Annotated in this window: 17 protein-coding genes and 1 rRNA gene; 8 read left to right on the top strand and 10 right to left on the bottom strand. The window is 71.9% G+C overall.

Annotation, left to right across the window (positions count from 1 at the left end; translation table 11 throughout):
* Window positions 1–38: 38 nt before the first annotated feature.
* Window positions 39–533, bottom strand: coding sequence for a DUF6912 family protein (locus tag E5082_RS25315; RefSeq protein ID WP_135793576.1), 495 nt, complete (start codon window positions 531–533; stop codon window positions 39–41).
* Window positions 534–823: 290 nt separating this feature from the next.
* On the opposite strand from E5082_RS25315, the gene E5082_RS25310 reads away from it, so the two are divergent.
* Complete coding sequence (locus E5082_RS25310; protein WP_135793575.1) at window positions 824–1270, top strand: Rv3235 family protein; 447 nt, start codon at window positions 824–826, stop codon at window positions 1268–1270.
* Window positions 1271–1392: 122 nt separating this feature from the next.
* On the opposite strand, the gene secA is transcribed toward E5082_RS25310, so the two are convergent.
* Window positions 1393–4236, bottom strand: a complete 2844-nt coding sequence (gene secA / locus E5082_RS25305; protein ID WP_086691560.1) for a preprotein translocase subunit SecA — start codon at window positions 4234–4236, stop codon at window positions 1393–1395.
* A 253-nt stretch (window positions 4237–4489) separates the two neighbouring features.
* Here secA and E5082_RS25300 point away from each other — a divergent pair, with 253 nt between their 5' ends.
* Window positions 4490–5128 carry a GNAT family N-acetyltransferase gene (locus E5082_RS25300; protein WP_135793574.1) on the top strand — a complete coding sequence of 213 codons (639 nt, stop codon included), beginning with the start codon at window positions 4490–4492 and terminating at the stop codon, window positions 5126–5128.
* Entirely contained in the window at window positions 5125–6315 is a 1191-nt protein-coding gene (locus E5082_RS25295; RefSeq protein WP_135793573.1) for a winged helix-turn-helix domain-containing protein, read from the top strand. The genes E5082_RS25300 and E5082_RS25295 overlap by 4 nt, the downstream gene beginning before the upstream one ends.
* Here E5082_RS25295 and E5082_RS25290 read toward each other — a convergent pair.
* The 7 genes from E5082_RS25290 to mtnA all read right to left on the bottom strand — a co-directional run bounded on the left by E5082_RS25290 (window position 6312) and on the right by mtnA (window position 15196).
* The gene (locus tag E5082_RS25290; protein ID WP_135793572.1) at window positions 6312–7058 is read right to left on the bottom strand and encodes a response regulator; all 747 of its coding nucleotides are present in this window, start codon (window positions 7056–7058) and stop codon (window positions 6312–6314) included. The genes E5082_RS25295 and E5082_RS25290 overlap by 4 nt on opposite strands.
* A gap of 204 nt (window positions 7059–7262) precedes the next feature.
* On the bottom strand, window positions 7263–7955 hold the full coding sequence (gene hpf, locus E5082_RS25285; RefSeq protein ID WP_373310110.1) for a ribosome hibernation-promoting factor, HPF/YfiA family: 693 nt from the start codon (window positions 7953–7955) through the stop codon (window positions 7263–7265).
* 325 nt (window positions 7956–8280) lie between these two features.
* Window positions 8281–9132: a ComF family protein gene (locus E5082_RS25280; protein ID WP_135793570.1), complete on the bottom strand. Its 852-nt coding sequence runs from the start codon at window positions 9130–9132 to the stop codon at window positions 8281–8283.
* A 134-nt stretch (window positions 9133–9266) separates the two neighbouring features.
* Complete coding sequence (locus E5082_RS25275; RefSeq protein WP_135793569.1) at window positions 9267–11144, bottom strand: LpqB family beta-propeller domain-containing protein; 1878 nt, start codon at window positions 11142–11144, stop codon at window positions 9267–9269.
* A complete protein-coding gene (gene mtrB / locus E5082_RS25270) occupies window positions 11134–13212 on the bottom strand; it encodes an MtrAB system histidine kinase MtrB (protein WP_190045391.1) in 2079 nt (692 codons plus the stop codon). The genes E5082_RS25275 and mtrB overlap by 11 nt, the downstream gene beginning before the upstream one ends.
* Window position 13213: 1 nt before the next feature.
* Entirely contained in the window at window positions 13214–13903 is a 690-nt protein-coding gene (gene mtrA / locus E5082_RS25265) for a two-component system response regulator MtrA (RefSeq protein ID WP_190045392.1), read from the bottom strand.
* Window positions 13904–14053: 150 nt separating this feature from the next.
* The gene (mtnA, locus tag E5082_RS25260) at window positions 14054–15196 is read right to left on the bottom strand and encodes an S-methyl-5-thioribose-1-phosphate isomerase (protein ID WP_135793568.1); all 1143 of its coding nucleotides are present in this window, start codon (window positions 15194–15196) and stop codon (window positions 14054–14056) included.
* A gap of 140 nt (window positions 15197–15336) precedes the next feature.
* Between mtnA and E5082_RS25255 the strand changes: the two genes are divergently transcribed.
* From E5082_RS25255 to E5082_RS25235, 5 genes are read left to right on the top strand one after another with little or no spacing between them, the layout of a single operon-like run.
* Window positions 15337–16710 (top strand): DUF7847 domain-containing protein, encoded by a 1374-nt coding sequence (locus tag E5082_RS25255; RefSeq protein WP_135793567.1) that lies wholly within the window; start codon window positions 15337–15339, stop codon window positions 16708–16710.
* A gap of 4 nt (window positions 16711–16714) precedes the next feature.
* A complete protein-coding gene (locus E5082_RS25250; RefSeq protein WP_373310106.1) occupies window positions 16715–17443 on the top strand; it encodes a DUF4129 domain-containing protein in 729 nt (242 codons plus the stop codon).
* Window positions 17443–18618, top strand: coding sequence for a DUF4350 domain-containing protein (locus E5082_RS25245; protein ID WP_135793566.1), 1176 nt, complete (start codon window positions 17443–17445; stop codon window positions 18616–18618). Before E5082_RS25250 ends, E5082_RS25245 begins: the two co-directional genes overlap by 1 nt.
* On the top strand, window positions 18615–19607 hold the full coding sequence (locus E5082_RS25240) for an AAA family ATPase (RefSeq protein WP_167514137.1): 993 nt from the start codon (window positions 18615–18617) through the stop codon (window positions 19605–19607). The genes E5082_RS25245 and E5082_RS25240 overlap by 4 nt, the downstream gene beginning before the upstream one ends.
* Window positions 19607–20917, top strand: a complete 1311-nt coding sequence (locus tag E5082_RS25235) for a DUF58 domain-containing protein (RefSeq protein ID WP_135793565.1) — start codon at window positions 19607–19609, stop codon at window positions 20915–20917. The genes E5082_RS25240 and E5082_RS25235 overlap by 1 nt, the downstream gene beginning before the upstream one ends.
* Window positions 20918–21010: 93 nt before the next feature.
* Here the strand turns inward: E5082_RS25235 and rrf are convergent.
* Window positions 21011–21083, bottom strand: a 5S ribosomal RNA gene (gene rrf, locus E5082_RS33790); the annotation flags it as partial.

Raw genomic sequence — 21083 nt, 5'->3', positions numbered from 1 at the left:
GTGGGTAAGGGCGAGTGGTCCGCGCAAGTCCGGGGAGGTCAGGGGGTTGCGAGCAGGGCGGGGATCTCCTGCGTGGCGAACCACAGCAGCTCGTGGTCGTCGGCGGCGTCCACGGCCTTGCGGGCCGTGTCGTCTCCGGCGTCGGCCGCCTCGACGGCCCGCGCCGCGGCGGTGACGTCGGCCTCCGCGTCGTCGGCGTCCGCGTGCACGGCCGCGGCCTTGGCCAGCCGGGCCGCCGCCGCGACCGTCACCTCGCCGAGGCCGTCCGGGTCCGGGGTGACGGCGCCGTCCGCGACGTCGACCGCGACGACGACCCGGCGCGGGGCAGCCTCGGGGTCGGCGGCCAGCAGCCGCAGCGAGGCGCCCGCGGCCTCACCGAGCGCTGCGTACTCCAGCTCCTCCAGGTCGTCCGTGCCGCACCACTCGCGCAGGGCGGGCGTCACGGCGTAGGCGGCGAACGGGTCCGCCGCCAGCACACCCGTCTCGTGGGCCTCGGCGAGGCCGGGGAGGGTCAGGGGTACGTAGACGCGCATGCGGGCCGCTCTTTCCTGGTCGAAGGAGGGCCTCCAGAATACGTGCGGCCGTCCCCTTTCGAGTTCCCGCCCGACCCCCGTACGGCGTCAACCCATCACCCCGTACATCACTCTCCCGCACCGCACCGCCATGGGGCTCACGGAGCCCTCCGTCACCCGGATAAGTGAAACCCGCAGCGCCCGCGACACCGGCCGGACGTCCTTGCCTGGCCGGTCCCCACCCCCGTACAAGATCCCCACCTACTTGAGTTACCGCCCGGTATGCGCCGGGCCGCCGAACGGGGACTTCCATGAACAAGGTCATGAGCCGCAAACCGCAGACCCGGCCGCGCCACCGCCCGCCGACCCGACACGACACCCGCCGCCCCGGCACCCCCACCCGCGGCCGCACCGCCACCGCGCGCCCCACCGACCTCTTCGCGGACCGCCTGCTGGCCGTCCTGAGCGGCCAGCGCCCCGTCCACTGGATGCTCCGCCACACCGCCGGCTCCGCCTACGACGACCTGGTCCGCCTGGCGGAGCGCACCCCCCTCCGCACCCACGGCCCCCGCCCCACCGTCCACGACCTCGGCTGGTTCGTCCCGCGCTCCGGCGCCCTGGAAGTCTTCGCCCGCATCGCAGCCGGCACCCACCTCCGAGCCCTCGCCTTCCGCCTCGAACAATCCGAGGACCTCCGCTGGCGCTGCACAGCGGTGGAACTGGCCACTCCATCGCCCCGCCGCTCCGCGGTGTCCTGACGGGCGTCTGGAGGGCGTCGGGGACCGTCCGAGCCGGGCCGCACCGGCCCTCTGGCACACGAATCGGGGCCGGGCCCCCGCCAGGGGGGTCCGGCCCCGAGTCTCTGCTGAAGCTGCGCCCGCTACTTCTTGCGGCGCCGCCCGCCCTTCGCCTGGCGGCGGCGCTCCGCGCGGGTCAGGCCGTCGGACTCGGAGCGGATGGGCTCGTCGTCCTCGAGGTCGCGCTCGATGACGCCGCCCTCGCCGTCCACGGTGGGCGCGGAGAAGTGCAGCTCGCGGCGCTGCGGCACGTCGAGGCCCTTGGCGCGGATCTCCGGACGCGCCCCGGCCGGAACCTGCGCGGGCACGGTGTCCTGGACGCCCTCGCCGACCGGCTGGGCCTCCACCGGGACCTCCTCGACCTGCTGCTCGACCTGGACCTCCAGGTTGAACAGGTAGCCGACGGACTCCTCCTTGATGCCCTCCATCATGGCGGTGAACATGTCGAAGCCCTCGCGCTGGTACTCCACCAGCGGGTCCTTCTGCGCCATCGCGCGGAGGCCGATGCCCTCCTGGAGGTAGTCCATCTCGTAGAGGTGCTCGCGCCACTTGCGGTCCAGCACCGACAGCACGACCCGCCGCTCCAGCTCACGCATGATCTCGGAGCCGAGCTGCTCCTCACGCGCCTCGTACTGGGCGTGGATGTCGTCCTTGATGGACTCGGAGATGAACTCCGCGGTGAGACCGGCCCGGTCGCCCGCGGCCTCCTCAAGCTCCTCGATGGTGACCTTCACCGGGTAGAGCTGCCGGAAGGCACCCCACAGCCGGTCGAGGTCCCAGTCCTCGGGGAAACCGTCGGCGGTCTCGGCCGCGATGTACGCGTCGATCGTGTCGTTCATGAAGTGCTGCACCTGCTCCTGCAGGTCCTCGCCCTCCAGGACGCGGCGCCGCTCGCCGTAGATGACCTCACGCTGCCGGTTGAGCACCTCGTCGTACTTCAGGACGTTCTTGCGCGTCTCAAAGTTCTGCTGCTCGACCTGCGACTGCGCGGAGGCGATCGCGCGGGTGACCATCTTGTTCTCGATCGGCACGTCGTCCGGCACGTTGGCCATGGCCATCACACGCTCGACCATCTGCGCCTTGAACAGCCGCATCAGGTCGTCACCGAGCGAGAGGTAGAACCGCGACTCGCCGGGGTCGCCCTGGCGGCCGGAACGGCCGCGGAGCTGGTTGTCGATACGGCGCGACTCGTGCCGCTCGGTGCCGAGGACGTAGAGGCCGCCGCTCCGCTCGACCTCTTCCTTCTCGGCCTTCACCGCCTGCTGGGCCCGGGCCAGCGCGGCGGGCAGCGCGGCCGCCCACTCCTCGATGTGCTCCTCGGGGTCGAGCCCGTGCTGGCGCAGCTCCGCCTCGGCGAGGTCCTCGGGGTTGCCGCCGAGCTTGATGTCGGTACCGCGGCCGGCCATGTTGGTGGCCACCGTCACGGCGCCCTTGCGGCCCGCCTGCGCGACGATCGACGCCTCACGCTCGTGGTGCTTGGCGTTCAGCACCTCGTGCTGGATGCCGCGCTTGCTGAGCTGCTGGGAGAGGTACTCCGACTTCTCCACCGAGGTGGTGCCGACCAGGATCGGCTGGCCCTTCTCGTGCTTCTCGGCGATGTCGTCGACGACCGCCTCGAACTTGGCGACCTCGGTGCGGTAGATCAGGTCCGACTGGTCCTTTCGGACCATCGGCCGGTTGGTCGGGATCGGCACCACGCCGAGCTTGTAGATCTGGTGGAACTCGGCGGCCTCGGTCATCGCCGTACCGGTCATGCCGGAGAGACCCGGCATTTCCTTGCCCTGCTGGTCGTGGCGCTTGTAGAGGCGGAAGAAGTTCTGGAGGGTGATCGTGGCGAGCGTCTGGTTCTCGTCCTTGATGTCCACCCCTTCCTTCGCCTCGATCGCCTGGTGCATGCCCTCGTTGTAACGGCGGCCCGCGAGGATGCGGCCGGTGTGCTCGTCGACGATCATGACCTCGCCGTCGATGACGACGTAGTCCTTGTCCTTCTTGAACAGTTCCTTGGCCTTGATGGCGTTGTTCAGGTAGCCGACGAGCGGGGTGTTGACCGACTCGTAGAGGTTCTCGATGCCCAGCCAGTCCTCGACCTTGGAGACACCCGACTCGTGGATGGCGACGGTGCGCTTCTTCTCGTCGACCTCGTAGTCGCCGGTCTCCTCGATGCCCTTGAGGGGGTTGCCGGCCTCGCCCTTCTTCAGGCGGGTGACCAGCTTGGCGAAGTCGCCGTACCACTTGGTGGCCTGGTCGGCGGGGCCGGAGATGATCAGCGGGGTACGGGCCTCGTCGACGAGGATGGAGTCCACCTCGTCGACGATGGCGAAGTTGTGGCCGCGCTGCACCAGCTCGTCCGACGCCCACGCCATGTTGTCGCGGAGGTAGTCGAAGCCGAACTCGTTGTTCGTGCCGTAGGTGATGTCGCACGCGTACTGCTCACGCCGCTCGGCCGGCGTCATGTTGGCCAGGATGCAGCCGACTTCGAGGCCGAGGAACTTGTGGACGCGGCCCATCATCTCGGAGTCGCGCTCGGCCAGGTAGTCGTTGACCGTGATCAGGTGGACGCCCTTGCCGGAAAGGGCGTTCAGGTACGCGGGCAGGGTGCCGACGAGGGTCTTGCCCTCACCGGTCTTCATCTCGGCCACGTAACCGAGGTGGAGCGCGGCACCGCCCATGATCTGCACGTCGTAGTGACGCTGGCCGAGGACGCGCTTGGCGGCCTCGCGGACGGTGGCGAACGCCTCGGGGAGCAGGTCGTCCAGGCTCTCGCCGTCCGCGTACCGCTGCTTGTACTCCTCGGTGAGAGCCCGCAGCTCGGCGTCGGAGAGGTCGACGAAGTCCTCTTCGATGGAGTTGACCTGGTCCGCGATGCGGTGCAGCTTGCGCAGGATCTTGCCTTCGCCTGCACGCATGATCTTCGAGAGGACGGACACGGGGGGTGGTCTCCTTGCCGGTCGGGCCTGGGACGGTCGGTTTCCATAAGACTTGATTGAGCAACGGCCATCGTATGCGAGGACCCCGCCACGCCGGGAGGCCCGGCGGCGCAGTGGTCCTTCCACTCCGAACAACGTCCGGGGACCACGGATGGTGCCGCGCCACGCCGATGATTTACGCGAATGGTGATACGTCGCTCACGCTGGGCGAAATGTGTTGGCGCGGAATGTCCGGTCCGCGCACACTCGCCGGATGGACCCCGTCGTACTGACCACCGAACGCCTGCTGCTGCGCGCCGTCCGCCCGGACGACACCGAGGCCGTGTTCGCGGCGGCCCAGGACCCGGCGATCCAGCGCTGGATCTCCTCCTTCCCCTCGCCCTACCTGCTGGAACACGCCGAGGCGTTCGTCGGCGGCACCGCGCCGGAGAGCTGGGCGGACGACTCGATGTACACCTTCGGCGCCTTCCTGCCCGCCGGGGACCTGACCGGCATGCTCAGCGTCGTCATGCGCGGCCCCGGCCACGGCGAGCTGGGCTACTGGGCCGCGCGCGAGCACCGCGGCCGGGGGTACGTCACCGAGGCCGCGTCCGCCGTCGCCCGCTGGGCCTTCACCGCGCTCTCGGTGGACAGGCTGGAGTGGCGCGCCGAGGTCGGCAACAGCGCCTCCCGCGCGGTGGCCGAACGGCTCGGCTTCACCGTCGAGGGCGTCCTGCGCGCCGGCGTGGGCAGCAGGGGCATCCGGCGGGACTCGTGGGTGGGCTCGCTGCTCCCCTCGGACCTCGGGCTGCGCTCCTCGGTGCCGTATCTGCCCGCCCCTACCCGGCCGTCGGAGGCGGAAGCGCAGGTCGGCGGGGGCTGTCAGTGGCACCCTCTATCGTCCCCGTCATGACGACCCTGCCGCGCCCCGCTGTCACCCTCACCGCGGACGACGCCCGCCGATTCGCCCTGCGGGCCCAGGGCTTCCTCGGCGCGCCCGACCGCCGCTCGGGCGCGCGCGGGGTGCTCCGGGCGCTGGGCGCGGTCCAGCTCGACACCATCTCGGTGCTGGCCCGCTCCCACGAGCTGATCCCGTACGCGCGTCTGGGCGCGGTCGGCCGCACGGCCGTGGAGTCCGCCTACTGGCACACCCCGGCCTCCGGCGCGCCCCACGCCTTCGAGTACTGGTCGCACGCCGCGTGCATCCTCCCCATCGAGGAGTGGCCGCACTTCGCGTTCCGCCGCCGCGCCTACCGCGACCGCCCGCACTGGAACCACCAGTTGCCCGACGGCGTTTACGACCAGGTCATCAAGCAGCTCCGCACCGAGGGTCCGCTCACCGCGACCGAACTGGGCGGCGCGAAGCGCACCAGCGACTGGTGGGACTGGTCCGGGACCAAGGTCGCCGTGGAGCGCGCGCTGATGTACGGCGAGGTGGTCTGCGTGGAACGCCGGAGCTGGAAGCGGGTGTACGACCTGGCCGAGCGCGCGGTCCCGACGGAACTGCTCCACGACGACCTGGACGACGCCGAGTGCCTGCGCCGCCTGGTCCGGCTGGCCGGCGAGGCGCTGGGCGTGGGCACCCGCGCCGACATCGCGGACTACCACCGCCTCAAGGGCGAGCAGGTCGACGCGGTGATCGCCGAATCCGGGCTGGTGCCGGTCGAGGTCGAGGGCTGGGGAAAGCCCGCCTGGGCCGACCCGGCCGCGCTGGCGACGCCCCCGCGAGGCCGCCACCGCACCACGCTGCTCTCCCCGTTCGACTCCCTGATCTGGGAACGGGCGCGCACGGAGCGGATCTTCGGCTTCACCCACCGCCTGGAGGCGTACGTCCCCAAGCCGAAGCGGGTGTACGGCTACTTCGCGATGCCGGTGCTCTCCGGCGGGCGGCTGATCGGCCGGGTGGACCCGGCGCGCGAGGGCCGCACGCTGGTGGCGCGGCAGGTCACGCTGGACGGCCCGAAAGCGGCACCGGGCGTGGCGCAGGCCCTGGTGGAGGCCGCGTCCTGGGTGGGCTGCACGGACATACGGGTGGAGCGGGTCGACGCCCCCGAACTCCGGGCCCCGCTCACACTTGAGCTGGCCCGCGCGCTCTCCTAGCGGATCTCCAGGATCTTCTCGCGCATCGCGTAGACGACCGCCTCCATCCGGGAGTGCAGCTGCAGCTTCTCCAGGATGTTGCGGACGTGGTTCTTCACGGTGTTCTCCGAGATGAACAACTCCTTCGCGATGTCCCGGTTGTTCATCCCGGTGGCGACGAGCTTGAGCACCTCCAGCTCCCGGTCGGTCAGCCGGGGCGCGGGCACCAGCCGCCGCTCGTCGGTGCGCTGGATCATCGACTTGAACTCGGTGAGCAGCTTCGACGCCATGGAGGGGCTGATCTGCGACTGCCCGTCCGCCACCGCGCGAATGGCGGTGGCCACCTCGTCGGTGGAGATCTCCTTGAGCAGGTAGCCGGTCGCGCCCGCCTTGATGGCGTCGTAGAGGTCGGCCTCCTCGTCGCTGATCGTCAGCATGATGATCTTCGCGCTGGGGGCGACCTCCTTGATGGAGGTGCACGCCTCGATCCCGCCCCGCCTCGGCATCCGCACGTCCATCAGCACGATGTCGGGCAGCAGGTCGGCCGCCTTGTCCACGGCCTCGGCGCCGTCCCCGGCCTCGCCGACGACCTGGATGTCCTCCTCGGCCGCGAGCACGATCTCCAGACCGCGGCGGAACAGCGCGTGATCATCGACCACCAGCACCCGGATCGGCTCCTCGCGTTCGAGGTCCAGGTCCGGCTCCACGCCGATGACGCCGTCGTCGGCGCCCGCGTCGCGCCTCGGTCCGAAGGTGTCCGCCATCGTTCCTCCCCCTGAAGGCCGTGGCCCGTGATTCCGTGCCATCGCCAACCCAAGGCAGCGGCCCACCGGTTGGGCCGGTGCGGTCATGATTTCATGCTCCGGCGCCCCAACGGTGACGCACAGGGGGGCGAACTGGTCGCACACCGGTGCCCCTGGGGGCGCACACGCGTCCCAGGGGCACCGTCTCCGCTCCCGCCGGGCAGGTCAGCCGCCCAGCGTGTCACCCGCCGCGGGCGGCTGCGCCTCCGCCACCATCGGGTCCGTGTTGAGGTGGATGACGCCGTAGTCGTAGGCGTGCCGCCGGTAGACGACACTCGGCTCCTTGGTCTCGGAGTCGACGAACAAGTAGAAGTCGTGGCCGACCAGTTCCATCTCGTAGAGGGCCTGGTCAAGGCTCATCGGGGAGGCGACGTGGGTCTTCTCCCGGACGATCAGCGGGCCGTCGCCCTTGACCTCCAGCGAGCCGATCTTCTTGGTGGGCACCCCGTCGGACTCGGCGGTCGCGACGGGCTCCCCCTCGGGAGAGAGCGTCGCCACGCCGGGGACGACGTCGGGTACGTCGGCGGCCGGGGTGCGTCGTGCGCCCCGGCGCACGACTCGCTTGTCGTGCTGCTTGCGCAGCCGTGCGTCCAGCTTCTCCGCGGCCATGTCGAGGGCCGCGTACGGGTCGCTGGCCGATGCCTCCGCCCGGATCACCGGACCGCGGGAGTGGAGCGTGATCTCCACCCGGTCACAGCGGTCGGCCTGACGGGGGTTGGGCTCCTTGGACACCTCGACGTCGAGGCTGATCACCTTGCCGTCGAGCCTCTGGATCTTCTCCAGCTTCAGCTTCTCGGCCACGTGCTTGCGGAACCGCTCAGGTACTTCGGTCTTGCGGCCCTTGACGACGATGTCCACGCAGAACTCCGTTCCCGGATCGCTCACGCTCTAGGCGGAGCGTCTCCCTTTCGCACCAGGTCCCGGTGAGTCCCGGAACCTCGGACTCGGTGACTTCCACCTCCTCCTCCCCCATGGGCGAGATCTCCATCCCCGTCGCGCGCGAGTTTACGAAAAACCCACGGCGCGGCAATCGGATATGCGAGGTGTGGCCTGGGCCTTTCCTCACAACCGAACATATCTCGCCCGGACGGATGTCGTCACCCTCTACTGGGGCGTACCTCCGATCAGGTGAATTACTCCCCTCGCTACCTGCAACGACGCAGGTTCTCGGTCGGTTCCCCGCTTATTCGAAAGAATCACGAGGCGCGGCGATCACCGCTGCCCGGACGGCACTTCCGATGATGTTCATCGGCTCCTTTTCCGGTGCCCCATGCACTGACTTTCCTCTCTGTGATCGCGGCCCGGTCTGTCGTTCCTCCCTACCTTCCCGAGTTGCGCCGCGATACACAGGCATGTCCCGCTCCCACCGTGTTCCAGCCGTCGCGCGCAGGGCGCGCGCCGCCTCCGCCAGGCTCGCGCCGGTGGTGATCAGGTCGTCGACGAGCACGACCCGTCCGCCGGCGAGCAGGTGTGCCCCACCCGCGCGCACCTCCAGCGCTCCCGCGAGGTTCTCCCGGCGCCGCCGGGCGTCCAGCCCCGCCTGGTCGACCACCGGCCGCCGCTGCCGCAGCACGGCGGCCACCCGCGCCGGGACACCGGCCCGCCGCAGCCGCCCGGCCGCCACCAGCGCCATCCGCCGCGCCGGATCGTGCCCCCGCCGCCGCACGGCCCAGCGGGCGGACGGCACGGGCACGAGGATCACCGGTCCCGCGCGGGACTCCGCCGTACTTCGGCCTGGTTCCGGCCCCAGCCCGGCGCGCACGGCTCCCGCCAGGGCCGCGCCCAGCGCCCCGGTGAGCGCCAGCGCGCCCCGTTCCTTGTGCGCGAGGAGGAGTGCCCGCACCTCCCGTGCGTAAGGAGCGGCGGCGTGCACCACCGGCAGCCCCGGCGGCTCGGGCACCGGCCGCACCCGGCGCGGCTCCGCGCGCTCCAGCAGCGCCCGGCACCGTGCGCACAGCACAGCCGGTGGCGACCCGCAGCCGCCGCACTCGGTCGGCAGCGCCAGGTCGCTGAGGTCCCGCATCCATCCCCGCATGCCCACCACTGTGCCGAGGCCCGGCCGACCCGGCCACCCCTGTGGAAAACACCCCTGTGGACAACCCCGACCGGAGCCCGCCACCCCTCACCCGAACGAGCGATGAGCCCACGAACCCGCAGGTCAGCGCGCTGCTATCCCGGATAGACCGGCGCCGTCCCGTCCTTGTCCACCTTCTGCCACTGCGCCCCGGACGGCAGCCGGACGATCCCGTCCTCCGAGTAGGCCACCAGCGGCACCCGGTCGTCCTCGGCGGCGGCGATGGCCTTCACCCGCGACAGCGCGGCCGGCGCCGGACCCTCCAGCGCGGAGCCGTCCACCTGCACATAGCGCATCTGGTGCACCCCGCCCTGCTCGCGGCCGACCACGACGAGGCGGCTGTCACCGGCCCAGGACAGCGCGGTGACCTGCTCCATGTCGGGCGCGGCCGGACGCGGGTCGACGACGGCCGGCGGCTCGGCCGGGGTGTCCCCGTTCCCGCTTTGCGCGTCGCTTTCGGCGCTCACACTGTCGCCGCCCTCGATCCGGCCGATGAGCAGCGACTGCTTGTCGCCCTTGACCGCCACGACCAGCGCGACCCGCGCCCCGTCCGCCGCGACCCGCACGTCCCGGATCGGGCCGGGCAGCTCCGGCAGCGTCACCGCGACCGGCTTGCCGGTGCCCTGCGGGACGACGTAGAGCTGCGGCCGGGCCGGGTTCAGGTCGGCCACCCACAGGTCGCCGCGCGCGTCCCAGCCGGGCCTGCTCAGCCGGGTGTCCGCGCCGGGCCCCTGGCTGGTCAGCACCGGCGGCTCCAGCGGGACGGAGGCGGCCAGCGGGGTCACGTACAGGGACCTGCCGTCCGCGCTGACCCCGGCCGCCGTGCGCTCGTCCCGCGAGACGGCGACCGCCCCGAGCTGCTTGGTGCCCTCGCCGAACGCGCCCGGCACCGGGGTCCCACCGGTGCCCGTGCCGGAGGCGGGCAGCCGGGTCAGCCGGTGCTTGCCGTCCAGGTAGTAGAGGTAGTCCGGGCTCTGCGCGGAGGCATGCCAGGCGACGGAGTCCGCGCGGCTCTCCGTCAGGTCGCACAACTGGTCTCCGCCGGGCCCGCGCAGGTCGACCGACTCGAGCGTCGGCGCCAGGTTCCGCAGCGTGAACAGCAGTTGGGTCGCCATCTCCGTGCAGCGGGCCGGGCCGACGTGGGCCGCCTTGGCGTTCAGCGGCACGGTCAGGCTGTTCTCGTCGTCCGGGGTCAGCCCGGTGGTGCCGTCCTTCAGCGCCGTACCGGTCGGGAAGCTGGACCTCACCACCGGTCCGAGCCAGGTGGTGGGCCCGCGCAGCAGGGAGCTCACCAACTGGGTCATCGGGTCGACCTTGCTGCGCATGAACACCGGGTCGGCCACCGCCACGGGGTCCCCCGTCGTCCCGGCCCTGGTGTGGTTGGCGAAGTAGTACTTGTCGACGGACGTGTAGTTGCGCTGGAAATCCGACTTCCCCATCACCACACCGTCGGGCAGCGCGTCGATGCGCCACTGCCCGCTCTTGGGGTCCTGGATCAGATGCACCCGGGCGCGGTAGTCGCCGTGCGCCGGGGCGTACGCCTGCTGATCGTCCACCGTGGCCACCCGGTCACCCGCCAGGGCGTACATGCGCCCGGTGTTGGGCTCCCGGCCGGCCGGCGGGGTCTCGGCCATGATGCCGGGCCCGTCCGCGAGCACGGTGGCCGACCTCTCCGGCTGCCAGGCGCGCGCCGCCTGCGCGGTGAGGTATTTGCGCGCGGTGTCGTAGTGCGGATCGTCGCTGGTCAGCGCCTCCAGAAAGCCCTGCATGATCTCGCTGGGCGAAGCGCCCTCCGCGGGCGGCACGGCGAAAACCCGTACCCCCGTGTCCTGGCGGGGCGTGGACTCCACGTTGCGCAGATCCCCGCTGTCGGGCATCGAGGCGCAGCCGCCCAGCAGTACGGCCCCGCAGACCGCGTATGTCACCGCGCGCCCCGGCGTACGCCGGGCGCCCCCCTCGCGGTCAGCGACCACGGAACGCCTCCCCTGCCTCGGTCGAGTCCTGCCCTGCGGGTTCCGGGCCGCCGCCCGCACGTGGGTCGGGCACCTGCGCGCCGGTCCTGTCGTCGGGCCGCCGTCCGCGGTTCGCGGGCCGGGGCACGACCCGGTTGCCGTTGCCGTTGCCGGGCAGCGCCGTCGGGTCGGCCACCGGCGTGGCGGCGCCCTGACGCGGCGGGAGCGCGGACGCGTTGCCGCCGGTCTGCTGCACCGGGACCGTCGCCAGCTTCTCCGCTCCCCCACGCGGAGTGCCGCCGTCGTCCAGGCCCCGGTTACGGCGCGAGTCCTTGGGCTCCAGCGGTATCGGCGAGCCCCGCAGCGGCTCGTCGGCGGTACGTGGCAGGGTCAGCCGGAACTGCGAGCCGCCGCCCGGCTCGCCCCACGCCTGGAGCCAGCCGCCGTGCAGCCGGGCGTCCTCCAGCGCGATCGACAGCCCGAGCCCGGTGCCGCCGGTGGTACGCGCGCGTGCCGGGTCGGCCCGCCAGAAACGGCTGAAGACGCGAGTGGCCTCGCCGGGCTTGAGCCCGACGCCGTAGTCCCGCACCGCGACCGCGACGGCGCCGCCCGCGCTGGCCAGCTTGACCACCACGTCCTTGCCGTCACCGTGCTCGACCGCGTTGACGACGAGGTTCCGCAGCACCCGCTCCACCCGCCGGGCGTCCGCCTCCGCGACGACGGGCTGCAGATCGCCCACCACCCGGATACGGCTGCCCTTGCGCTCGGCGAGCGGCTCGGCACCCCCGACGACCCGCCGGACGACCTCCCTGAGGTCGATCGGCTCGGCCTCCAGTGCGGCCGCGCCCGCGTCGAACCGGCTGATCTCCAGCAGGTCCGCGAGCAGCGACTCGAACCGGTCGAGCTGGTCCGCGAGAAGCTCCGCGGACCGCGCGGTCATCGGGTCGAAGTCCTCGCGGGCCTCATGGATGACGTCGGCGGCCATGCGGACGGTGGTCAGCGGGGTGCGCAGCTCGTGCGAGACGTCGGAGACGAACCGCCGCTGCATCCGCGAGAGGTCCTCGAGCTGCTGGATCTTGAGCTGGAGGTTCTGCGCCATCTTGTTGAAGGCCTCGCCGAGGCGCGCGATGTCGTCCTCGCCGGTGACCTTCATCCGCTCCTGCAGCCGCCCGGCGGACAGCCGCTCGGCGATCCCGGCCGCCATCCGCACCGGCGTGACGACCTGCCGCACCACCAGCCAGGCGATCGCCCCGAGCAGGACGACCACGAAGAGACCGGCGGTCGCCAGAGTGCCCTTGACCAGGCTGAGCGACTTCTCCTCCTGCGTGAGCGGGAAGAGGTAGTACAGCTCGTACGGGTGACCGTTGGGGTCGTTGACCTGCTTGCCGATGACCAGCGCGGGCTGGGAGTCCTTGCGGTTGCTGTAGACGATCCGGGTGTAGCTCTGCGCGGCGGCGGTGCTGGAGCTGCTGTTGACCCGGTCGCGCAGGCTCGCGGGCACGCTCTCGGCCGGGCTGACGTACCCGGAACCACGCGGGCTGCGGCCGCCGCCGCTGTCGTCACCGACGGGCAGCGTGACCACGTCGAAGGCGCCCGAACCGCCGCTGGACAGCGACTCCACGAGGTCGCTCATCCACTGGATGACGTTCTGGGACTGCTGGCCGTCGGTGCCGTTGCCGCCCGTGCTGCCGTGGGTGGCGGCCGCGGTCTCGTCCGCGCTCTGCCTGGCCACGGCGAAACCACCGGTGGCCTGGCTCTGCGACGCCTTGACCTTCGCCTCCAGCAGGCCGTTGCGCACCTGGCCGATGACGACGAAGCCGAGCAGCAGCACGACACCGAGCGACATCAGCAGGGTGGTGGCGACGACCCGGAGCTGGATGTTGCGCCGCCACAGCCGCATGACGGGCAGCAGCGGGCGGCGCACCCAGCGGATGAACAGCCGGACGACCGGACTGCCCTGGACACCGCCGCTCAGGAGGGCGGCGGTGAAGAAGCGGCCCCGGCGCGGATTCCCCGCACCGCGGCCGGACGCGCGTCCCGGACCGGCGCCGGGCCGGCCGGGAGCCGAAGCGGCGCTGTCCCTGGGCATGTCAGCTCGGTCCGGCCTTGTAGCCGACACCTCGGACGGTCACCACGATCTCGGGCCGCTCCGGGTCCTTCTCGACCTTGGAACGCAGCCGCTGCACATGCACATTGACCAGGCGGGTGTCGGCGGCGTGCCGGTAGCCCCAGACCTGCTCCAGCAGCACCTCGCGGGTGAACACCTGCCACGGCTTGCGCGCGAGCGCGACGAGCAGGTCGAACTCCAGCGGGGTCAGCGCGATCGACTGCCCGTTCCGCTTCACGGAGTGCCCGGCCACGTCGATCACCAGATCGCCGATGGTGAGCTGCTCCGGCGCCGGCTCCTCCGACCTCCGCAGCCGCGCCCGGATACGGGCCACCAGCTCCTTCGGCTTGAACGGCTTCACGATGTAGTCGTCCGCGCCCGACTCCAGGCCCACGACGACATCGACGGTGTCACTCTTGGCGGTGAGCATCACGATCGGCACCCCGGACTCCGCCCGGATCAGGCGGCACACCTCGATGCCGTCCCTGCCGGGCAGCATCAGGTCCAGCAGCACCAGATCGGGCTTGGACTCCCGGAAAGCAGCCAGCGCCTTGTCCCCGTCGGCTACGAAAGACGGCTCAAAACCTTCACCACGCAGCACGATGCCGAGCATCTCGGCCAGTGCGGTGTCGTCGTCGACGACAAGGACTCGTCCCTTCATAAACGACATCATCCCATTCTCATAACGACGACAGAGCCGCAGGTGAGGCACGTCACTGGCCTGTGACGATAGTCGTATGGAGCGGTCACTGTCTGCCCCTGGCGCGCAGGGGACGGCTGCCGGGGCCGAACGGGCGGACGGCTCCGGCAGCCGGTGCGGCTCTCAGGCGGCCGGCGTGGCCCGGGCCCGCGCGGACAGCGCCGCCAGCGCCTGAGGGGTCACCGGAGATACGGCGCCCTCCTCGGTGACGATCGCCGTCACCAGTTCGGGCGGTGTCACGTCGAACGCCGGGTTGTACGCCTGCGTGCCCAGCGGCGCCAACGGCACCCCGCCGCCTCCGCCCACCGCCGACGCCTGGGGCGTGAGGATCTCGGTCACCTCGAAGCCCGGCCGCTGCTCCACCTCGATGGACGCCCCGTCCGGGGTGTCCGGGTCGATGGTGGTCACCGGCGCCACCACGATGAACGGCACGTGGTGGTAGCGCGCCAGCACCGCCAGCGGATAGCTGCCCACCTTGTTCGCCACCGAGCCGTCGGCCGCGATCCGGTCCGCGCCGATCAGCACGGCGTCCACCTCCCCGGCCGCGAACAGCGAACCGGCCGCGCTGTCCGTGAGCAGCGTGTACGCCATCCCCCTGCGCGCCGCCTCCCACGCCGTCAGACGCGCCCCCTGCAACAGGGGGCGCGTCTCGTCCACCCAGAGCCGCCGCAGCCGCCCCGCCCGGTGCGCGGCCAGCGCCACCGCGAACGCCGTGCCCTCCCCGCCCGACACCAGCGCACCGGTGTTGCAGTGGGTCAGCACCCGGTGGCCGCCGCCCGGCATCAGCTCGTCCAGCAGCGCCAGACCGTGCGCGGCCATCCGCGCGCTCGCCTCCGCGTCCTCCCGGTGCAGCGCCTGCGCCGCCGCGAGCGCCGCCGTCGCCGCCGCCGTCGGGTCTCCGGTCGTGGTCAGCGCGTCCCGGTACGCGGCCAAAGCCCGGCGCACGCCTACGGACAGGTTCACCGCCGTCGGCCGGGCACTTTCCAGCGCCTCCGCGGCCTCGTCCACGTCGAAGCCGCGCGCGGCGGCCAGCGCGACGCCGTACGCGCCCGCGATGCCCAGCACCGGCGCACCGCGCACCGCGAGCGCGCGGATCGCCTCCATCAGCGCGGACGCGTCCGTGCACACCAGCTCGACCTCCTCGGACGGAAGCCTCGTCTGGTCGAGAAGGATCAGTACGGGTCCCTCGGGTGGTTCCTCCCATCGGATGACCGGTATCTCGCTCGGCCGCTTGTCCTCACCGGGTCGCGCCTGCTGATCAGCCATGCGGTGAGTCTGCCCCGTATCCGGCGGAGAATTGATGGAGTACGGGGCCCACCGCACCAGGTCACACCGTGAGCTGGCCATGGCACGATGGCTGCCAACCTGCCGCCGCGACCGCGGACGGGCATCGTGAAGGAGCTTCGATGAGTGACACGCCGGGCTGGGCTTCGCCCGGACCCGACCCGTCGTCCGAGGAACGGCAGACCGGCGCGCCCGGCGCCGCCGAGCCCACGCCCACCGACAAGCCCGCGCCCGTCGAACCGGCGGCGCAGCCGGGCGAGGCTCCGCAGAGCCCGGACGCGAAGACCTCGGACGCGAAGGGTCCGGAAGCCCCGGAGGCCAAGGCCTCGGAGGCCAAGTGGGCCGAGGGTCAGCCGCCGCCCGGACAGTGGTCGGCGCCCACCGGCGCGCCCGCCCCCGGCCAGGCACCCCCGCCGCCACCGGGCGCGGGCTGGGGCGGCCAGCCGCCCGCCGGATGGGGCGGACCCCCGGCCTGGGGCAACGGATGGGGCGGTCCCCCGCCCGCCGCGAAGCCCGGTGTCATCCCGCTGCGCCCGCTCAGCATCGGCGAGATACTCGACGGCGCCATCTCCACCATGCGCGCCTACTGGCGCACCGTCCTCGGCATCTCCCTGACGGTGGCGGTCCTCACCGAGCTCTGCGCGCTCCTGCTCCAGGGCGTCCTTCTGAAGGACACGACCAGCACACTCAGCGACCCCGACGTCACCCCCGCCGAGGCACTGCGCTCCCTCGGCTCGATCACGGCCGGTGCGCTGCTCGTCGGCGTGGTCTCCGTAGTTGGCACCATCGTGGCCACCGCGCTGCTGACGACGGTGACCAGCCGCGCCGTCCTCGGCAAGCCGATCAGCATCGGCGAGGCGTGGCGCGAGTCCCGCGGCCAGCTCCTCAAGCTGCTCGGCCTCCTCATGCTGCTGGCCCTCATCACCGGCGGCATCCTGGTCGCCGGCGCGCTGCCCGGCCTCGTCGTGGGGCTCGTCGCGGGCTTCGACGCACCTGCCGTCGTCCTGCTCGTCCTGGGCATCCTGGCGGCCGTCGTCGTCGTGATCTGGCTGACCGTCCGCTTCTCCCTCGCCTCGCCCGCTCTGATGCTGGAGCGACAGGGCGTGTGGAAGTCGCTGAGCCGGTCGGCCAAGCTGGTCCAGGGCTCCTGGTGGCGCGTCCTCGGCGTGCAGTTCCTCGCCGGGCTCATCGCCAACATGGTCTCGTGGATCGCGGTGATCCCCTTCACCGTCATCGCGTTCGCCGTCAACGGGGAGAAGATGACCGCCCTGATGGGCACCGGCGCCCAGCCGGCCAGCTGGTCGTTCCTGCTCATCACCGGCATCGGCTCGGTCATCGGCGCCACGCTCACCATGCCGGTCAAGGCCGGGGTCACCGTGCTCCTCTACATCGACCAGCGCATCCGCCGCGAGGCCCTCGACCTCGAACTGGCCCGCGCCGCCGGCGTCCAGGGCCACACCCCCGGCGCCACGCCCGGCCCGGTGCCGGGGAGCTGATGCGGTGAGCATGACGGGGGGAGTTCTCACGGCGGCGTCGGCCATGTCCGGCGCCGCCCGCCTCACCACCTTCGCGTCGCGCATGTCCGGCGACGAACCGCCCGTGACCGTCCCGCGCGACCCCGCCCGTGAGGCGGCCCGCCGCGAGCTGGCCAAGCGGATGTACCACGAGAACGACCCCAGCCTGTTCCAGCGCGCCCTGAACGCGTTCTGGGCGTGGCTCGGCAAGCTCCTCGCCAAGGCCGCCTCGGCGACACCGGGCGGCTCGCTCGGCCTCCTCGTCGTGGTCCTGTGCGTCATCGCCGTACTGGCCGCCCTGTGGTGGCGGCTGGGCACCCCGCGCCGCAGCTCCGTCGCGGCCGCCCCGCTGTTCGACGAACGCCCGCGCACCGCCGCCGAACACCGAGCCGCCGCCGACGCGCACGCCGCCCAGGGCCACTGGAACCAGGCGGTCCAGGAACGCATGCGAGCCATCGTCCGAGCCCTGGAGGAACGCGCCCTGCTCGACGTCCGCCCCGGCCGCACCGCCGACGAAGCCGCCGCCGAGGCCGGCCGCACCCTCCCTGCCCACGCGGGCGCACTCCACGCCGCCGCCCGCCACTTCGACGACGTCACATACGGCGGCCGCACCGCCGACCAGCAGACGTACCAACGTGTCGCCCAACTCGACAGCGACGTCGAACGCGCCCGCCCCACACTGGTGACCAGCGCCTCCCCCGACGGGAAGACCTGATGACCACCTCGTCCGCCCTCACCGCCCGTCATATCTGGACCCGCCACCGGGGGATCGCCCTCGCCGTCGTCCTGCTGCTGGCCGGTGCCGTCGCCATCGCCGTCATCCGCTCCCAGACCCAGCACGGCGACCTCGACCCCCGCTCGGCCGACCCCAGCGGCAGCCGGGCCGTAGCCGAACTCCTCGCCGACCGAGGGGTCACCACCCGCGTGGTGACCACCCTCGACGCGGCACGCGAGGCCGTCGGCCCGGACACCACTCTCCTGGTAGCCGTACCCGACCTGCTGACCCACCACCAACAGACCCGGCTGGCCAAGGCCACGGCATCCTCCGGCGGCCGCACCGTGCTCGTCGCCCCCGGCGACTGGTCCGTCGGCCGCCTCGCCCCCGGCGTCACCGCGAGCCCTGTCACCACGCTCGAGACCACACTCGACCCCGACTGCACCCTCCCCGAGGCCCGCCGGGCGGGCAGCGCCGAGACCGGCGGCATCCGCTACCGCACCACCGCCGACGACGCCGACGCCTGCTACCCCAGCGAGCGACGCGCCACCCTCCTCCGCCTCCCGGCGACCTCGGGCACCGGCGACACCGTCCTCCTGGGCGCGCCCGACATCCTCCTCAACAACCGTCTCGACAAGCAGGGCAACGCCTCGCTCGCCCTGCAACTCCTCGGCTCCCGCCCTCATCTGGTCTGGTACCTCCCCTCGCTCGCCGACTCCTCCGCCGCCGACACCGGCCGCAAAAGCCTCTTCGACCTGCTCCCCTCGGGCTGGCTCTGGGGCACCCTGCAACTGTTCGTCGCAGCGTTTCTCGCCGCCTTCTGCCGCGGCCGCCGCTTCGGCCCGCTCGTCCCCGAGAGGCTGCCCGTCGTCATCCGCGCCTCCGAGACGACCGAGGGCCGCGCCCGTCTCTACCGCAAGGCGGACGCCCGCGACCGTGCCTCCGCCGCCCTGCGCTCCACGGCCCGCACCCGCCTGGCCCCGCTCGTCGGCGTCCCCGCCGCCCAGGCCCACACCCCGGAAGCCCTGCTCCCCGCTATGTCCGCGCGTCTCCCCGACAGCGCCGAACAGGCCCTGCACTCACTCCTCTTCGGAGCGCCGCCCCGCGACGACGCGGCCCTCATCGCACTCACCGACCGACTCGACGCCCTCGAAAGAGAGGTACGCCGTTCATGATGGCCCCGACCACTGACAGCGCCGGGAACTCCGAGGACGCGGCCGCCGCCCGTGCCTCACTGGAGACCCTTCGCACCGAGATCGCCAAAGCCGTGGTCGGCCAGGACCCCGCCGTCACCGGACTCGTCGTCGCCCTGCTGTGCCGAGGCCACGTCCTCCTCGAAGGCGTCCCCGGTGTCGCCAAGACCCTCCTGGTCCGCGCCCTGGCATCGGCACTCGAACTCGACACGAAACGGGTCCAGTTCACGCCCGACCTGATGCCGAGCGATGTCACCGGCTCCCTCGTCTACGACACCCGCACCGCGGAGTTCTCCTTCCAGCCCGGCCCCGTCTTCACCAACCTCCTCCTCGCGGACGAAATCAACCGCACCCCGCCCAAGACCCAGTCCTCCCTCCTCGAGGCCATGGAGGAACGACAGGTCACCGTCGACGGCACTCCGCGCCCCCTCCCCGAACCCTTCCTGGTCGCGGCCACCCAGAACCCGGTCGAGTACGAGGGCACCTATCCCCTCCCCGAAGCCCAACTGGACCGCTTCCTGCTGAAGCTGACGATCCCGCTGCCCTCCCGCGAGGACGAGATCGACGTCCTCACCCGCCACGCGTCGGGCTTCGACCCTCGCGACCTGTACGCAGCAGGCGTACGTCCCGTCGCCGGCCCGGCCGACCTCGAAGCCGCCCGCGCAGCCGTGGCCGAGACGACGGTCTCCGCCGAGATCACGGCCTACGTCGTGGACATCTGCCGCGCCACCCGTCAGTCCCCCTCACTCACCCTGGGTGTCTCCCCCCGAGGCGCCACCGCACTGCTCGCAGCCGCCCGCGCCTGGGCCTGGCTGACGGGCCGTGACTACGTCACCCCCGACGACGTGAAGGCCCTGGCCCTGCCCGCACTTCGGCACCGGGTCCAACTGCGCCCGGAGGCTGAGATGGAGGGCGTGACCGCGGACTCGGTCATCAACTCGGTCCTCGCCCAGGTCCCGGTACCCCGCTGATGCCGCTCACCGGACGCGCCGCCCTCGTCGCGGCCCTCGGCTCCCTCCCCGTCGCCCTGCTGGAGCCCAGCTGGACGGGCATCCTCGCGGTCAACGGCTCCCTGGCCCTGACCTGCGCCTGTGACTTCGCGCTCGCGGCGCCCGTACGACGCCTTGTCCTCACCCGCTCCGGCGACACCTCCACTCGTCTCGGCGAAATCGCCGACATCACTCTGACCGTCACCAACCCGTCCCGCCGCCCGCTGCGGGGACGGCTACGGGACGCCTGGCCACCCAGCAGTTGGGAACCGGGCACCGAGGTCGAAGGCTCCCGGCACCGCCTGGACATCCCGGCCGGCGAACAACGCCGTGTGACAAGCCGGTTGAGCCCCACCCGCCGTGGCGACCGCCAAGCAGACCGCATCACGATCCGCTCCTATGGGCCCCTCGGCCTGTTCTTCCGTCAGGGCACCCACCGAGTGCCCTGGTCACTACGGGTTTTGCCCCCTTTCGCCAGCCGAAAGCATCTCCCGTCAAAACTCGCTCGATTGCGTGAACTAGACGGTAGGACAAGCGTTCTGACACGCGGTGAGGGCACCGAGTTCGACAGCCTCCGGGAGTACGTCCCCGGCGACGACACCCGCTCCATCGACTGGCGCGCCACCGCCCGCCAGTCCGCCGTCGCCGTACGAACCTGGCGTCCGGAGCGCGACCGGCGCATCCTCCTCGTCCTCGACACCGGCCGCACTTCGGCCGGCCGGGTGGATGATGTGCCCCGCTTGGACGCCGCCATGGACTCGGCCCTCCTCCTGGCTGCCCTCGCCTCCCGCGCCGGCGACCGCGTGGACCTGCTCGCCTACGACCGCCAGGTCCGCGCCCTGGTCCAGGGCAAGTCCGCCGGCCAGCTCCTGCCATCCCTCGTCACAGCGATGGCCACCCTGGAGCCGGAGCTGGTCGAGACGGACGCCCGCGGCCTCACGGCAGCCGCCTTGCGTACGGCACCGCGCCGCTCGCTGATCGTCCTGCTGACGTCGCTCGACGCGGCCCCCGTAGAGGAGGGTCTGCTACCGGTGCTCCCCCAGCTCACCCAACGCCATACGGTCCTCGTGGCCTCTGTGGCCGACCCTCACATCGCCCGCATGGCACAAGGCAGAGGAGATATCGACGCGGTGTATCAGGCTGCGGCCGCCACACAGGCTCAGCACGAACGGCAGCGCACTGCCGAACAGCTTCGTCGCCATGGGGTGACAGTGGTGGACGCGACGCCGGAGGAACTGGCTCCCACGCTGGCTGACGCGTATTTGGCACTGAAGGCGGCAGGCCGCCTTTAAGGCATATTCACGCCCCTCCCTCTTCGGAAGGGAAACGGGCCCTGAACGCAGAAAACCCCCGCACCAAAGGTGCGGGGGTTTCCCATAAAATTAGTTCGGCGGCGTCCTACTCTCCCACAGGGTCCCCCCTGCAGTACCATCGGCGCTGTGAGGCTTAGCTTCCGGG

The organism is Streptomyces griseoluteus (genome assembly GCF_004784465.1).
Lineage (GTDB): Bacteria > Actinomycetota > Actinomycetes > Streptomycetales > Streptomycetaceae > Streptomyces > Streptomyces griseoluteus.
Note: the sequence above shows the minus strand (reverse complement) of the source record. Positions and strands in the feature narration are given on the sequence as shown.

Bases quoted from the DNA above. Each gene is read 5' to 3' on its own strand.
- E5082_RS25315 (WP_135793576.1), bottom strand. From the start codon at position 533: ATGCGCGTCTACGTACCCCTGACCCTCCCCGGCCTCGCCGAGGCCCAC.
- E5082_RS25310 (WP_135793575.1), top strand. From the start codon at position 824: ATGAACAAGGTCATGAGCCGCAAACCGCAGACCCGGCCGCGCCACCGC.
- E5082_RS25300 (WP_135793574.1), top strand. From the start codon at position 4,490: ATGGACCCCGTCGTACTGACCACCGAACGCCTGCTGCTGCGCGCCGTC.
- E5082_RS25295 (WP_135793573.1), top strand. From the start codon at position 5,125: ATGACGACCCTGCCGCGCCCCGCTGTCACCCTCACCGCGGACGACGCC.
- E5082_RS25290 (WP_135793572.1), bottom strand. From the start codon at position 7,058: ATGGCGGACACCTTCGGACCGAGGCGCGACGCGGGCGCCGACGACGGC.
- E5082_RS25280 (WP_135793570.1), bottom strand. From the start codon at position 9,132: ATGCGGGGATGGATGCGGGACCTCAGCGACCTGGCGCTGCCGACCGAG.
- mtrB (WP_190045391.1), bottom strand. From the start codon at position 13,212: ATGCCCAGGGACAGCGCCGCTTCGGCTCCCGGCCGGCCCGGCGCCGGT.
- mtrA (WP_190045392.1), bottom strand. From the start codon at position 13,903: ATGATGTCGTTTATGAAGGGACGAGTCCTTGTCGTCGACGACGACACC.
- mtnA (WP_135793568.1), bottom strand. From the start codon at position 15,196: ATGGCTGATCAGCAGGCGCGACCCGGTGAGGACAAGCGGCCGAGCGAG.
- E5082_RS25255 (WP_135793567.1), top strand. From the start codon at position 15,337: ATGAGTGACACGCCGGGCTGGGCTTCGCCCGGACCCGACCCGTCGTCC.
- E5082_RS25245 (WP_135793566.1), top strand. From the start codon at position 17,443: ATGACCACCTCGTCCGCCCTCACCGCCCGTCATATCTGGACCCGCCAC.
- E5082_RS25240 (WP_167514137.1), top strand. From the start codon at position 18,615: ATGATGGCCCCGACCACTGACAGCGCCGGGAACTCCGAGGACGCGGCC.
- E5082_RS25235 (WP_135793565.1), top strand. From the start codon at position 19,607: ATGCCGCTCACCGGACGCGCCGCCCTCGTCGCGGCCCTCGGCTCCCTC.